Source organism: Mucilaginibacter ginsenosidivorans (genome assembly GCF_007971025.1).
GTDB lineage: Bacteria > Bacteroidota > Bacteroidia > Sphingobacteriales > Sphingobacteriaceae > Mucilaginibacter > Mucilaginibacter ginsenosidivorans.
The window spans coordinates 1,396,991-1,410,618 of the sequence record NZ_CP042436.1 but is presented as its reverse complement, the minus strand read 5'-3'; the positions used below and the strand labels follow the sequence as shown (position 1 = coordinate 1,410,618).

The following is a 13,628-nucleotide window of genomic DNA, read 5'->3' as shown; positions in this document are numbered from 1 at the left end:
CGGCATGTGAGAGAAATGCCGAACCGGTAGCCTCTACGAGGCAAAAATATTATTCATTATTATTCTAAAAACAGGTAGAGCCTACGGCTCAGTACCCCTTAAAGCGCCCTTGAAAATTGGGGGTATATCGCAGCTAATTTAGGGGAACATGCCGACGCTGGGAACAGACAGGGTAAAAATGCTGATCCTTATTACCTATCTTAGATTTAAACAATATACTTTATGAAAGGCTTTTTACTCATTTGCCTGTTTTTGCCATTAGCCGCATTATCACAAACCGGCCCCGCCAAAACTTATGACATCTGCGTTTACGGCGCAACATCGGGCGGAGTGATCGCTGCTTACACAGCAGCCGCGCAAGGTAAGAAAGTGATATTGATAGCCACCGGCAGCCATGTAGGCGGCCTATCGTCAGGTGGCCTGGGTTATACCGATATCGGCAATAAATATGTAGTAACCGGCCTGGCACTGGATTTTTACCGCCGGGTTGGCCAACATTATGGCAAACTGGAGCAGTGGATATTTGAGCCACATGTGGCTGAAGACATTTTCAGGGATTACTTAAAACGCCATAATATCACGGTTATTTATGGGCACAGCCTGACTGCGGTCGATCTGAGTATCCGGAAATTTGGCATCCGCATTAGGAATTTAAGCCTGCACCCTACCCTAAGCAACAAAAAGCCGGATATAAAGATAGCAGCAAATCAATATATCGATTGCTCCTACGAGGGCGACCTGATGGCCAAAGCCCGGGTGAAATATACCGTTGGACGCGAGGCCAACAGCCAATACAATGAGACGTATGATGGTGTCGAACTGCGCGACAAGCACCAGTTTGCCGATGGCGTTGACCCTTATAAAGTTTTGGGTGACCCGAAAAGCGGCCTGCTTTGGGGCATTAGCAGCGATACCTTAAAACCCAATGGTACCGGCGACCACCGGGTGCAAACTTATAACGTTCGCGTTTGCCTGAGCAATGATCCGGCTAATAGCATCCCTATAACACGCCCGGCAGATTATGATTCCACCCACTATGAACTTTACCTGCGGATGATCCACTATAAGGCGCCGACCAGTTTGCCCATGTACATCAGCATGATGCCGAACCACAAGACGGATATCAACAACAACGGGGCGTTCTCGACGGATATGATCGGCGTTAATTACGATTACCCGGATGGCGATGAGGCGACGAGGGAGAAGATCATCCAGCTGCACAAAAACTACACGCAGGGGCTTTTTTATTTTTTAGGGCACGACCAGCGTGTGCCGGAGAACATCCGCCGACAAATGCTGCAATGGGGTTACCCGAAAGACGAGTATACCGATAATGGCAATTGGACGTCGCAAATATACGTCCGTGAGGCCCGGCGCATGATAGGCCGGTATGTGATGATGCAAGCCAACTGCGAAGGCAAAATCACCGTGAACGACGGCATTGCCATGGCAGCCTATACCATGGATTCGCACAATGCCGAACGAATTGTAACCAACGGAATGGTGAAGAATGAAGGTGATGTGCAGGTGGGTGGTTTCGGACCCTATCCAATTTCTTACCGTGCTATTACCCCAACCAATGTTACTAACCTTTTGGTGCCGGTGTGCCTGTCGGCCAGCCATATCGCTTACGGTTCCATCCGCATGGAGCCCGTTTTTATGGTACTGAGCCAAAGCGCGGCCCAGGCAGCCGTTTACGCCATCGACCATCATACTACCGTACAAAAAGTAAATGTAACGGATATCCGGAAATCCTTGCGGGAAAATCCATTAGCCGATGGCCGTACACCTGATATCCTGTTAGACGATAACGATTCGAAGCATGTTAAAACTAATGGAAAGTGGACCGTAGGCCACGGCGGCTACGGCCCGACTGTTTTGATCAGCGATACAACCGGCTCATCCATTAAAACTGTAAAGTACAGTCACCCGGTAACAAAGTCCGGTGCGTATAAGATATATACCTATTCATCCTCCGGAAATAAAACGCCTTTTAGCGTAAATATTTCGACGGGCAGCGTTGTGAAAAATCTCACCATAAATCCGGCAGATACGGAAATAGAAGGTCAAACCAGCGGCGAATGGACATCCCTCGGCGAATATCAATTGAAGGCAGGTAAAGCGGTGAGTATAAAAATCTCCACTATTCATCCTGCAGACAAGATAGAGGCGGACGCTGTTTTGCTTGTACCAGGTCGTTAGTTGTTCAGCACAAAAGAGTAAGCAACCCAACGGTGGTGATGGGCGAAGGAAATGGTAACAGGCAGTTCTTTATCGCCGCTTAAAAGAAGCGGGGAACCGTGCGCGCTTTTTTCGATACGTAGCTCTTCGCCGGGGAATAACCGGTTCAGTTTGTCAAGAATGAATTTCCTTACTTCTGCTGATTGTGCATCTGTTTCGGAAGAACCGATGCGCCTGATACCCCAATATAGACGGCTGAAGTCATTGCTATCATTCACCGCTGTGAAAATAAAGTTATCATCGATAACCGACCTGGAGTAAAATCCCTTCTGACCAAATTCAGCCAGTCCGGAGTATACAGCATCGTTGTCGAATCCGAGCCCTTCTAATTCAGCAAGTAACCCTGCCTTTTCCGGAACATTTAGCTGCTGAAGAATGATCTTCGAGGGTGAAAAAACGAGTTCGGGGTCGTGCCGCTGCAGGAATTTGTAAACCGATTCCTTTACCGACCAGGCAAGCCAGACGAAATGCTCAAGCGGCATTACAACAGAAAGAGCTTTGTCATAAAAGCTCTTTTCACTATCGACAATGATCTTCGAATAAAACCTTGATTGCCGGCTGCGGTTAACATTGATAGCGTTTAAAGCCACAATATCGCAGCCGGTGCCGCCCATTACTTTTGATCGAGTTTATCGTATATCACATCAATGCAGCTGCCCACATTGATCATTTTATCGGCCGAATCGTAATCGATCTCGATATTGTACTTAGCTTCCGCGTCAATAATAATATCCACCAAATTGGCTGAATTGATCTTTAAATCTCTTATCAGGTCCGTTTGGTCATTGATGCCGTCCAGCATCTCCTTATTAGTTGTGTATGGCGCGATAACCTTTTTAAGCTCATTTAAAATCTCTTCCCTGGTCATTTAATTTTTGAATTTTGAAAATATCAGGCAACAATTGACATCACCGAAGCCAAAGTTTGCTTTTGCAATTATATTAATTTCTTTCTTTATCATGCTTGTGGGCAAACATTCCGTGTCTACTATGCTGAGTATCTCGGGGTTTGGGTCCTCTAAGTTAATATTTGGATGCACAAATCCATGCACAATCTGCAATACGCATGCCACAGACTCTATCGAGCCGGCTGCGCTTAAACAATGCCCTATCATTGACTTAACCGAATTGGTGAGCGGGAAATTCTTTCCGCTTCTTCCCAGGGCCTGCGCCCAGCTTTGTATCTCGTATTTATCGGCCATTGTCGCTGTAAGATGACCGCTTACCAGGTCGATGTCGCCAGGTTTAATGCCTGAATTTTCCATCGCCTCGCTTATACAGCGTGTCACCCCTGCAGGGTTAGGCGCCGTCATGGTGCCACCGCCGCGCTGCCCGCCCGAATTGGCGCATCCACCCAAAACTTCTGCATATATGCGTGCGCCACGGGCCAGCGCAAAGTCAAGGTCCTCAAGCACAAACGCAGCGGCGCCCGAACCCGGTACAAACCCGCCGTAGGATGCGCTCATTGGCCGCGACGCGCGTTCGGGCTGATCGTTAAACTTACGCGAAAGCACCCGCATGGAATCGAAAGTTCCGAAAATATATGAATCGATATATTCGCCGCTGCCTACCAGCATCCGCTTTGCCAAACCGCTTTGAATATATTCATAGCCCATCAAAATAGCCTGTGTGCCCGTCGCGCATGCTGTCGAATTGGTTACCACCCTGTTCCCCAAACCTAATCTCCCTGATATAAAGGAGGTAACACCGCTGTTCATGGTTTGTTCCACCACGCGCGAACCTAATTTTTTCACTTCCCGGTTATCAACCTTGTTGATGACATTCTTGGTCGCTTCCGAATCGGGCGCACTGTTACCGAAAACGCAACCCGTTTCCCAGCGAGGCTCATCAGTATCATAAGGTAGCCCGGCGTCGGCCCATGCATCAAGGGCGGCAGTAATTCCATATGCTATATTGGTACCTTTCAGCCCGTGAAAGCTGACCTCAGATATGTAAGTTTTAAGGTTATCCCATTCAAATTCGGGGATGCCGGCTACATGGCAGCTCATATGCAGGTCCTCGTACTTTGGCACAAAACGGATACCCGATATACCCTTCTGAATTGCATTTAAAAAAGCAGGAATGCCAATACCATTGGGCGAAACAACCCCCATACCTGTGATCACTACGCGTTTAGCCATTTTTCAGATCGACTTTTTTGACTATTCCCGAAAACATCCCCTTAGCAACCAGGTCGCCTGAACTATCATGCATTTCAACATAGCATTTCAGTTTACCAAAGCGGAAATACTCTTTTTCCGATGTGACCTTTACTTTTTGCCCTGGCAGAACCATTTTATGAAAGGACACTTCGGTTGATGTCAGCAGCGGAAATGCTGCTACATCGTCCCCGAAATTGAAATCGCTTTCCTTTAACAGCAAAAATATCCCCAGCACCACCAGGCCTATCTGCGCCATTATTTCGGTGATGATAACCCCTGGCGTCACGGGATTGCCTTCAAAATGATCCTCGTAAAAAAAGGCATCTTCCTTTAGTGTGTATTCGCCTATCACACCATCCTCGCTCAGTTCCGAAATGTGATCCACAAAGCGGAAAGATGATTTATAAGGCAAGTGGCTTAGTATGTGATTATTCATAAGTTCAGTTTAATGTGCGGATGTGCAAATTACAGATGTGCAAATGTACCCTGCAAGTTGGTGAAATAGTTTTTCCTATATATAATTAATCTGCATATCTGCACATTTAAAATCTGCACATCACCTATCGGCAATGTTCGCCGCCGTCTACGTGAATTAACGCCCCGTTTATCCAGAAAGCCTCGCCGGTACAAAGCAGGTAAATAACATTCGCCACATCGCCGGGCTGTGTAATACGCCCCATGGGGTTGCGTTCGTTGCCTATGGCTATCAATTTTTCGCTCCCGGGTATCATTTTTAATGATGCCGTCGGGGTAATTCCCGCCTGGATGATATTTGTTTTCAACCCCATCGGTGCAAACTCCACCGCCATATATTTAGCCAGGCTCTCCAGCGATGATTTAGCCAGCGACACCGCGGCATAACCCTCCCAGTACTTGTGGGCGCCTTCGCTCGTAAGCCCGATAACACGGGCGTCTTCATGAAAAAGATCAGCATCCAGGATATCCCTTGTCCAGTCAAGCAAGCTGTTCGACATGGCATAAGTTGTAAACTGGATATCGTCGGTAGTCAGAACATCATTACCTGCTAAAGGTTTTAAATTACCGCGCGCTATGGAGTGCAGCAGCAGCTTTACGCCGTGTTTTGCTATGCCGTTTTCAGCGGTCAATTTTTGAATGACCGATGCGCGCCCTTCGGCGGTTAACGCATTTACATTAAAAGGCAGGATAGTAACGCCGTTTTCGGCTGCCATTTTTGAGAATTTCTCAAGCAAAGGTTTTTCGCCAACAGATGTTTCGCGGTAAAGCACAGCGATATTCATACCGTGGCGGACCAGTTTTTCAACCGAAGCAAATCCAAAACCGCCCGATCCCCCCAAAATAACAGCCCACAAACCTGAAAACTGCGTGTTTGTATCCAACTTTCGATCTTTTAAACTTTTATAACCTTAGCCTGTCTTAACAAGGGGTATTAAAAAAAGCAATTTATTCCTAAAACAGAAAAAATTGCAGCCTCAAAGTAAACAAAAGTAAATTAGTTTTAAGGTATAAATATCAGATATTCTCACAACTATGCGGTCGCCGGACTGTTGCGGGGCCATCGAATATTTACTATGTTTGGTACAACTACAATGAGAAGGATCATATTTTTTACAGGGCTGATATTGCTGACTGCGGGCATCGTTATTGGCCGGCCGCTGCAACAAAAATTCGACAAGGCCGCGTTTTATGCCGTTATGAAATCAGGTGACATAGACGCGATAGATAACGAGATCCGGGACCTTTCTGCCGCTCCCGAAAAAGAGCGGGATGGCTATACCGGCGCTTTGCTGATGAAAAAAGCCGACCTGCTGAAAAAAAACAAGGATAAGCTTAAGTCGTTTAAAGAGGGGCGTATCAAACTTGAAACAGCGTTGATGGCTGACCCCGACCATACCGAGTTTCATTTTTTGCGCCTGACGATAGAGGAGCACGCACCAAGAATAGTAAAGTACCGGTCGGATATTGAAAAGGACAAGGCATTCGTTATCAAAAACTTCAAAAGCCTGTCGCCTGCCGTGCAGCATGCTATTTTGGATTATTGTTCAAATTCCAAAGTGTTGCACAAGGAAGATTTCTAATTTTGCCGCCGAATGAATAAAAAGGTTTTGGCCATTTACTACACGCAGTCAGGGCAAATGCGTGACATCATTGATAACTTTACGGCGCCGCTCGCCGCGGCCGGCGATCATGTCGAAAAAGTGCAGGTGAAATTAGTATCCGATTACCCATTCCCCTGGACAGGGCAACGTTTTTATTCTGTAATGCCTGATTGCGTGCAGGAAGTACCGGCGGAATTAGAGCCATTTAACCTGGAAGAAAAGCGCTACGACCTTGTCATCCTTGGTTATCAGCCCTGGTTTCTTTGGCCAAGCATACCGTCAAATTCAATATTGAATAACCCTGCCATAAAAAATATCCTGGAAGGCACCCCGGTTATCACCATCAGCGAGGCACGCAATATGTGGCTCAATGCTTACGAACGTGTTCGCCAGAAATTGAAAGATGCCGGGGCCAGCCTGGTTGGTAATATCGCGCTGGTGGATAAACATCCCAATGCCATTAGCTTTTTCACCATCTTTCATTGGATGCTCGGGGGTAAAAAAGACAGGTACCTGGGCATATTCCCAAAACCGGGCGTATCGCCCGAGGATATCGCCAATACTAAAGTTTACGGGCAAACCGTTTCTAAGCATTTGATGACGAACGACTGGGAAGGAATGCAGGACGAACTGCTGAAACAAAATGCTGTAAGGGTAAAATACCCGCTGATGTTGCTGGAAACCACTGCTGTACCAACTTATACCAAATGGGTAGGATTAATTGAACGCAAACAGCGCCGGCACTTCTGGCTCATGGCATTTAAGTATTATCTTTATGTTGCGTTGTTCGTTGGCGCGCCCATTCTTCTTACCTTAGATGCAATTTTTATAAAACCTTTTTCCCAAAAAAGAATTAAAGCTAAAACAAAAAACTATTTACAAGTAAGTTAGTAATATGTCTGTGAACCAAGTTTATATAAACTCCACCTCTAAATTTTTTCCTAATAACCCCGTTTCAAATGACGAGATGGAGGAATACCTCGGCTATATCGATGGCCGGCCCTCCAAATCAAAAAAGATAGTATTACGCAATAATGGCATTATCAACCGCTATTATGCACTGGATAAAAATGGCAAATCGACCCACACCAACGCCGAAATGACGGCACTGGCGGTGAAGGAGCTGTTTAAAAATGATCCCGAAAAGATAAAAGAGATCGAACTGCTTTCATGCGGAACTTCATCACCCGACCAGGTAATGCCGAGCCATGGTGTAATGGCACACGGCTGGCTGCCTGAGTTTGAGTCGATCGAAGTAGTATCGCCGGCGGGGGTTTGCTGCGCTGGCATGCACGCGCTTAAATTTGCGTACCTGGCCATTAAAGCAGGCGAGGTAAAGAATGCCATTGCTACAGGTTCCGAGCGGTTTTCAGGGCTCCTGGTTTCAGATGTTTTTGAAGAGGAAGCACAGAAACTGAAAGAAATGGAAGACAATCCTTTCATCGCATTTCAAAAAGATTTTTTAAGATGGATGCTGTCAGACGGGGCCTCGGCATTTTTGATGTCTGATAAGCCAAACCCTGATGGCTTAAGCCTGCGTGTAGACTGGATAGAGGGTGCTTCCTATGCCAACGTTATGGATACCTGTATGTATATGGGCGGTGAGAAGATGGAAGATGGTTCGCTGAAAGGCTTTATGGATTATACGCCGGAAGAGATCATGAATAAGTCCATCTTCAGTGTAAAGCAGGATATTACTTTACTAAGCGATAACATAGTTCACCTGGGCGGTAAAAAGATAAAGGAGATATTCGATAAAAAAGGGCTGACTGCAGGGGATATCGATTACTTTCTGCCGCACATATCCAGCGATTTTTTTAAAAGCAAGATATACGACCTGGTAGAATTTTACGGCGGCGGCATCCCGTACGAAAAATGGTTCATCAACCTCTATACCGTGGGCAACGTAGGCGCAGCCTCGGTGTACCTGATGATCGACGAACTGTTCCACAGCGGTAAACTTAAAAAAGGCGACCGTCTGTTGTTACTCGTTCCGGAAAGCGCGCGCTTTTCGTATATGTATGCGATGCTGACGGTTTGTTAACTTGTTATTAGTTAAATGGAACGGTTCATGACTTTTTCGATCCAAATAATCCCTTAATCGTGTCATCATGAAGAAGGAAAATGTGCCGCAGGATATGGGTGCCCTCGGGAAGATCACCAAAGAGGTTTGCTATGCTACAGACAGTTCGGGGAAATATACCACCGAGTTAAGCAATGGCTGGGACGTAAAGAACGAAGCGCTGAACGTGGCCTGGAAGGAGGTGGAAGAACGCATAGCCAAAGCCCGGCAACAGGTTTTGAATGGCGCGGCCAGTCCGCTATTATTTTTTATGGAATATCGTTTGATGGGCATTGGCATATTAGCCGGCTATACCGGGTATTGGAAATGGCAGATAAAACGGCATTTAAAGCCAGAAGTATTCAAACGCTTATCAGAAAAAAAACTACAAAAATATGCCGACGCCTTTAACGTAAAGGTTGATGAGCTAAAAACAATGACCGTGCATGAAGCTTGATTTTGAACACCGCCAGTCGGCACATTGCGAATCCGGTGTTACCAGCAGCTTATTGCGCAAAATATCAGGAGATAAAATAACCGAGCCGCTGGCCTTTGGCATTGGCGCCGGGTTATTTTTCACTTACCTGCCGTTTATCAAGATCAATAATGGGCCGGCCATAGCTTTCCGTACATTCCCGGGATTGATATTTAAAAAGACCTGCCAGGCTTTAGGGATACCGGTTGTACGGAAAAAATTCGGTTCAAAAGAAAAAGCTGAAGCCGCCTTAAAACAGTGCCTTGATGAGGGCAGGCCGGTTGGCTGCCAGGTGGGGGTTTACTACCTTTCTTATTTTCCGCGCGAATACCGCTTTCATTTTAATGCCCATAACCTTATTGTTTTTGGCAAGGAGGATGATAATTACCTCATCAGCGACCCGGTGATGGAGACGCCAACCCAGCTAACGAGCTACGAACTGGAACGCGTAAGATTTGCCAGGGGCACCCTTGCGCCAAGGGGGCAGCTTTATTATGCGGAAAGTAAATCGGATATTACCGACGACCAAATACAGAAAGCGATCATTAAAGGAATAAAACGGAACACCTTTATGATGCTTAGTATTCCGGGGCCTTTTGCGGGCGTTAAAGGCATCAAATACCTTGCGGGAAAGATCAGGAATTGGCGCGACAAACTGGGTGTGCAGAAAGCCGGCTCGTACCTGGCGCAGCTGGTACGGATGCAGGAAGAAATTGGCACCGGCGGCGGTGGTTTTCGCTATATTTATGCGGCCTTTTTACAGGAAGCACACGCCTATACCCACAAGGACGAACTGCTTGAAATTTCAAGAATTTTCACCCAATCGGGCGACCTTTGGCGCACGGCAGCCGTACATGCTGCAGGTATATACAAGGGACGGTTGGGCAGCCAGCAGGATTTTGACCAGATGGGCGACTACCTGCTTGAAATTGCCGACCTGGAAAAGAGTGCCTTTTTGGCTTTGAAAAATATAAAATGGTAAATAACGAATTGGCCATAAAAATCAGTAACCTGGGCTTTCATTATCCCGGCAATGATGGCGTTACCTTTTCGGGGCTGAACCTGAAAGTAAAAAAAGGTGAGCGTTTTGGTTTATTCGGGCCGAACGGTGCCGGGAAGACCACTTTACTGAGCCTGATGACAGGGCTATTGTCGGCCAACCAGGGCACCGTTGAACTGCTGGGCCACGATGTAAGCCGGCACAGCAATAAGGTAAATGCGTTGTTCGGCTTTGTTCCGCAGGACTTTTCTTTTTACCAGGAAATGAGCCCGGTGGAAAACCTGGAATTTTTTGGCGCCTGGGCCGGCCTGAACCGCCGCCAGATAAAAACCCGCACGGATGAATTGCTGCATATCCTCGGGCTGGAAAACGTCCGGAATAAACAGGTGGATAAATTTTCGGGCGGGATGAAGCGCAGGGTAAACCTGGCCATCGGGGTTATTCATGATCCGTCTGTACTGATACTGGATGAACCTACCGTCGGTGTCGATGTGCAAACACGGCATGCCATTATCAATTACCTGCTCGAACTGAATAAAAACGGGACCACGCTTATTTACACTTCGCATCAATTGAGCGAAGCTGAAGGTTTGTGCGAAGAAGTGGCGCTGATCGACAGCGGCGAGATCATCGCCCAAAATACCCTGACCGAATTACTAAAAGAACATAGCAAGGACAGTTTGGAAGGTTTATTTCTTGAACTTACCGGCAAAGAATACCGCAATGATGTTTAAACTTTGGGCCGCTGTACTAAAGGATCTCCGTGTACTCCTCCGCGATGGCGTAGGGCTGGCGCTGATGTTCGTGATGCCCATTGTACTCGTGGTTGTTATCACCGATATCCAGAACAGCACTTTCCAGCTCATCAATAAAAATAAACTGCCGGTTTTGATATGCAACCGCGATACCGGAACATCGTCAAAACAACTGGTTGAAGCGATAAAAAAAGTGGGCATGTTCAGTGTATCCGGCCTGCCAAAAAACCAGGACGAGAAGGCGATAGCTGATTCGATGAAGAAGAATGATGCGCTGATGAGCATTATCATCCCGGCGGATTTCACCCAAAAAGTTATGGCCAAGTCAAGGACCACTGCCGGCAAAGCGCTTACCAGTTTTGGCCTGCAGGCCGATCCGGCGCAAAAGGACCCTGGCGACCCGGAGCCATTAAAGCTGTACTATAACCCGGTTCTGCAGGAGTCGATCCGCCTATCGGTAAAAGGAGCCTTACAAAGCGCCCTGCAACTAGTGGAAAGCCGGCAAACTTTACGAACCTTATATTTCTCCATTAATGAAAAACCCCTTCCTGCCAAACTCGAGGGGGAAATGCTGAACAGCAAAGCAGGTATCAACGACGTACCCATTTCGATCAGCGGCTCGCTTAAACCGCCAAATGCGGCGCAGCACAACGTTCCGGCCTGGACCATCTTTGCCATGTTCTTTATCATTATGTCGCTGGGCGGCAGCGTGGTGAGGGAGAAGGTGAGCGGTAGTTTTATCCGGCTTAAAACTTTGCCCACAAGCTACCTGGTCGGCATGGCCTCCAAACAGATCGTATATATTGTTGTTACCCTTGTGCAAGCCGCTGTAATATTCTCGCTGGGTATATGGTTATTCCCTTTGATAAATTTACCTGCGCTCAATTTGACCCATGATATTTTGGGGTTATTTGTAGTAACGATATTAACAGGCTGGTGTGCCGTTAGCTACGCTATTTGTGTGGGTGTATTTTCGGAAACTCACCAGCAAAATAACGGTTTTGGGGCCATATCCATCGTTATACTGGCGGCCATCGGCGGGCTTATGGTACCTACATTTTCTATGGACACCTCGCTGAAAGCGATAGCCAACTTTTCGCCGATGCACTGGTGCCTCGAAGCTTATTACGGCCTGTTTTTGGAGAATGGCAGGCTGGTTAATGTAATTGGTTACCTTGTGCCGCTTGTGGCTATCATAGTTGTACTCCAGTTGGTGGCGTTTTGGGGGCTGAAAAGAAAAAATTTAATATGACCCGATTTCGTGATCAAAAGATTTAAACAGGATTCGTGCATCATTGTTAAAAACATTATTATTACCCGATGGAAATTACCGAACTAAAAGAAAAGCTGAAAAGCCAGATCATATTATTTTTAAACCTGACCGACCTGACCCCTGCCGATATTAAGGACGACGAGCCGCTATTTGGCGACGGGCTTGGGCTGGATTCGATCGATTCGCTTGAACTGATCGTGCTGCTAAAACGCGAGTACGGCATTACCATACAAGACCCTAAAGAAGGGCGTAAGGTGCTGGTTGACGTAAATACCATGGCTGAATATATTCAGCAGCACGGAAAATAGTCGGTTTAGAGCAGTACCGGCTGGCGCTTTTATGCAATCTTCCGGCATTGTTAACGCTGTTAAGCTATAGCTGTTTGTTTTCAGGTTTTTTTGGCCTATTTTTAAAGAACCTTTGGAAATACCGACATACTATGGCCCTATCGAAGCTTAAACTTGCCATAACTTTCATATTATTTTTCACGGCCGGATACGTTGCCCCTTTGCGCGCCCAGGAAAATTACAGTATAAATGGTACCGTAAAAGATGAAAAGGGACAAACGTTGCCCGGCGCAACCGTATTTCTAACAGGTACTAAAATTATAACGGTATGCGATGGAGAAGGCCTGTTTCACCTGAACAATATCTCGCCAGGGTCGTATGTGCTGGTTGCAAAAATGATAGGGTTTACCGCTGAGTCGATCCCGGTTGCTCTTAAAACCGCATCCGTTACTGTCGATGTCATCCTGAAGCAGAAAATAAATGCATTGAATGAAGTGACGATCACCTTTGATCCGAATTGGGATGATCATTTCGCTGAATTTAAAAGAAAGTTTTTAGCCACTACACCTAATGCAACTGAATGTAAAATATTAAACCCCAAAGTACTGCATTTCCGGTTCAGCAAACGACTTAATACCCTTTCTGCAACTGCCGAAGATTTCATCGTGATCGAGAATACGGCGCTTGGTTATAAAATAAATTACCTGCTTAAGAACTTTGAATATAATTACAATACCCATATTCTTGAATACCAGGGCTCTCCGTCATTCGCAGAGCTAACGCCAAAATCGGATAAACAACTTAAATATTGGAATAAGAACAGGGAAATTGCCTACAAAGGCTCTGTAACCCACTTTATGAAAGCTATCTATGATGACCGGGTGCTAAAAGAAGGATTCGAGGTATATAAGGTGATTAATAAACCACCGCCGGGTGTGCCTTACGATCGCGAAAAGCCTCTCCGGTTTGACCTTCACCCCGTATTGTTCGATTCGTTATTAACAGTAACCGACAAATATTTTAAGACATTGAAATATAAGGATTGCCTGTTTGTGGTGTATACTAACGAGCGTGAGTCGTACGAGTTCAGTAATACCGGGTATAAACTCGACAGACCTACAGGTGGTAAAGTACCCAATGGTCAGTTTTCCATGGTAAATCTTGTAGACACAAGTGTTAGTATTGATGGCAACGGGAACTTTAGTAATCCGGGTGGTTTGCTATTCGAAGGATATATGGCATGGGAGCAGATAGCCGACCTGATGCCGCTCGAATATGGCAAGGAAAAATAATACA

The 13,628-nt window shown here is 46.4% G+C and carries 15 protein-coding genes; 10 read left to right on the top strand and 5 right to left on the bottom strand.

What is annotated here, in order from left to right:
* Positions 1-222 precede the first annotated feature (222 nt).
* On the top strand, positions 223-2,202 hold the full coding sequence (locus FRZ54_RS06435) for an FAD-dependent oxidoreductase (RefSeq protein ID WP_147030811.1): 1,980 nt from the start codon (positions 223-225) through the stop codon (positions 2,200-2,202).
* Here FRZ54_RS06435 and FRZ54_RS06430 read toward each other — a convergent pair.
* From FRZ54_RS06430 to FRZ54_RS06410, 5 genes are all read right to left on the bottom strand, one after another.
* A complete protein-coding gene (locus FRZ54_RS06430; protein ID WP_147030810.1) occupies positions 2,199-2,855 on the bottom strand; it encodes a 4'-phosphopantetheinyl transferase superfamily protein in 657 nt (218 codons plus the stop codon). The genes FRZ54_RS06435 and FRZ54_RS06430 overlap by 4 nt on opposite strands.
* The gene (locus FRZ54_RS06425) at positions 2,855-3,109 is read right to left on the bottom strand and encodes an acyl carrier protein (protein ID WP_147030809.1); all 255 of its coding nucleotides are present in this window, start codon (positions 3,107-3,109) and stop codon (positions 2,855-2,857) included. The genes FRZ54_RS06430 and FRZ54_RS06425 overlap by 1 nt, the downstream gene beginning before the upstream one ends.
* Positions 3,110-4,381 (bottom strand): beta-ketoacyl-[acyl-carrier-protein] synthase family protein, encoded by a 1,272-nt coding sequence (locus FRZ54_RS06420; protein ID WP_147030808.1) that lies wholly within the window; start codon positions 4,379-4,381, stop codon positions 3,110-3,112.
* Positions 4,374-4,838 (bottom strand): 3-hydroxyacyl-ACP dehydratase FabZ family protein, encoded by a 465-nt coding sequence (locus tag FRZ54_RS06415; protein WP_147030807.1) that lies wholly within the window; start codon positions 4,836-4,838, stop codon positions 4,374-4,376. Before FRZ54_RS06415 ends, FRZ54_RS06420 begins: the two co-directional genes overlap by 8 nt.
* Positions 4,839-4,962: 124 nt before the next feature.
* Positions 4,963-5,760 (bottom strand): SDR family oxidoreductase, encoded by a 798-nt coding sequence (locus FRZ54_RS06410; protein ID WP_147030806.1) that lies wholly within the window; start codon positions 5,758-5,760, stop codon positions 4,963-4,965.
* A 210-nt stretch (positions 5,761-5,970) separates the two neighbouring features.
* Between FRZ54_RS06410 and FRZ54_RS06405 the strand changes: the two genes are divergently transcribed.
* From FRZ54_RS06405 to FRZ54_RS06365, 9 genes are all read left to right on the top strand, one after another.
* On the top strand, positions 5,971-6,459 hold the full coding sequence (locus FRZ54_RS06405) for a hypothetical protein (RefSeq protein WP_147030805.1): 489 nt from the start codon (positions 5,971-5,973) through the stop codon (positions 6,457-6,459).
* A 12-nt stretch (positions 6,460-6,471) separates the two neighbouring features.
* A complete protein-coding gene (locus FRZ54_RS06400) occupies positions 6,472-7,371 on the top strand; it encodes a hypothetical protein (RefSeq protein WP_147030804.1) in 900 nt (299 codons plus the stop codon).
* A gap of 4 nt (positions 7,372-7,375) precedes the next feature.
* A complete protein-coding gene (locus FRZ54_RS06395; protein ID WP_187359765.1) occupies positions 7,376-8,524 on the top strand; it encodes a beta-ketoacyl-ACP synthase III in 1,149 nt (382 codons plus the stop codon).
* 67 nt (positions 8,525-8,591) lie between these two features.
* Positions 8,592-8,999, top strand: coding sequence for a hypothetical protein (locus FRZ54_RS06390; RefSeq protein WP_147030803.1), 408 nt, complete (start codon positions 8,592-8,594; stop codon positions 8,997-8,999).
* Positions 8,989-9,999, top strand: coding sequence for a BtrH N-terminal domain-containing protein (locus FRZ54_RS06385; RefSeq protein WP_147030802.1), 1,011 nt, complete (start codon positions 8,989-8,991; stop codon positions 9,997-9,999). Before FRZ54_RS06390 ends, FRZ54_RS06385 begins: the two co-directional genes overlap by 11 nt.
* Positions 9,993-10,751 (top strand): ABC transporter ATP-binding protein, encoded by a 759-nt coding sequence (locus FRZ54_RS06380; protein WP_147030801.1) that lies wholly within the window; start codon positions 9,993-9,995, stop codon positions 10,749-10,751. Before FRZ54_RS06385 ends, FRZ54_RS06380 begins: the two co-directional genes overlap by 7 nt.
* Entirely contained in the window at positions 10,741-12,024 is a 1,284-nt protein-coding gene (locus FRZ54_RS06375) for an ABC transporter permease (RefSeq protein ID WP_228462640.1), read from the top strand. Before FRZ54_RS06380 ends, FRZ54_RS06375 begins: the two co-directional genes overlap by 11 nt.
* Positions 12,025-12,092: 68 nt before the next feature.
* The gene (locus FRZ54_RS06370) at positions 12,093-12,353 is read left to right on the top strand and encodes a phosphopantetheine-binding protein (protein WP_147030800.1); all 261 of its coding nucleotides are present in this window, start codon (positions 12,093-12,095) and stop codon (positions 12,351-12,353) included.
* A gap of 131 nt (positions 12,354-12,484) precedes the next feature.
* Positions 12,485-13,624 carry a carboxypeptidase-like regulatory domain-containing protein gene (locus FRZ54_RS06365; protein WP_147030799.1) on the top strand — a complete coding sequence of 380 codons (1,140 nt, stop codon included), beginning with the start codon at positions 12,485-12,487 and terminating at the stop codon, positions 13,622-13,624.
* Positions 13,625-13,628 lie beyond the last annotated feature (4 nt).

Bases quoted from the DNA above. Each gene is read 5' to 3' on its own strand.
- FRZ54_RS06435 (WP_147030811.1), top strand. From the start codon at position 223: ATGAAAGGCTTTTTACTCATTTGCCTGTTTTTGCCATTAGCCGCATTA.
- FRZ54_RS06430 (WP_147030810.1), bottom strand. From the start codon at position 2,855: ATGGGCGGCACCGGCTGCGATATTGTGGCTTTAAACGCTATCAATGTT.
- FRZ54_RS06425 (WP_147030809.1), bottom strand. From the start codon at position 3,109: ATGACCAGGGAAGAGATTTTAAATGAGCTTAAAAAGGTTATCGCGCCA.
- FRZ54_RS06420 (WP_147030808.1), bottom strand. From the start codon at position 4,381: ATGGCTAAACGCGTAGTGATCACAGGTATGGGGGTTGTTTCGCCCAAT.
- FRZ54_RS06415 (WP_147030807.1), bottom strand. From the start codon at position 4,838: ATGAATAATCACATACTAAGCCACTTGCCTTATAAATCATCTTTCCGC.
- FRZ54_RS06405 (WP_147030805.1), top strand. From the start codon at position 5,971: ATGAGAAGGATCATATTTTTTACAGGGCTGATATTGCTGACTGCGGGC.
- FRZ54_RS06400 (WP_147030804.1), top strand. From the start codon at position 6,472: ATGAATAAAAAGGTTTTGGCCATTTACTACACGCAGTCAGGGCAAATG.
- FRZ54_RS06395 (WP_187359765.1), top strand. From the start codon at position 7,376: ATGTCTGTGAACCAAGTTTATATAAACTCCACCTCTAAATTTTTTCCT.
- FRZ54_RS06390 (WP_147030803.1), top strand. From the start codon at position 8,592: ATGAAGAAGGAAAATGTGCCGCAGGATATGGGTGCCCTCGGGAAGATC.
- FRZ54_RS06385 (WP_147030802.1), top strand. From the start codon at position 8,989: ATGAAGCTTGATTTTGAACACCGCCAGTCGGCACATTGCGAATCCGGT.
- FRZ54_RS06380 (WP_147030801.1), top strand. From the start codon at position 9,993: ATGGTAAATAACGAATTGGCCATAAAAATCAGTAACCTGGGCTTTCAT.
- FRZ54_RS06375 (WP_228462640.1), top strand. From the start codon at position 10,741: ATGATGTTTAAACTTTGGGCCGCTGTACTAAAGGATCTCCGTGTACTC.
- FRZ54_RS06370 (WP_147030800.1), top strand. From the start codon at position 12,093: ATGGAAATTACCGAACTAAAAGAAAAGCTGAAAAGCCAGATCATATTA.
- FRZ54_RS06365 (WP_147030799.1), top strand. From the start codon at position 12,485: ATGGCCCTATCGAAGCTTAAACTTGCCATAACTTTCATATTATTTTTC.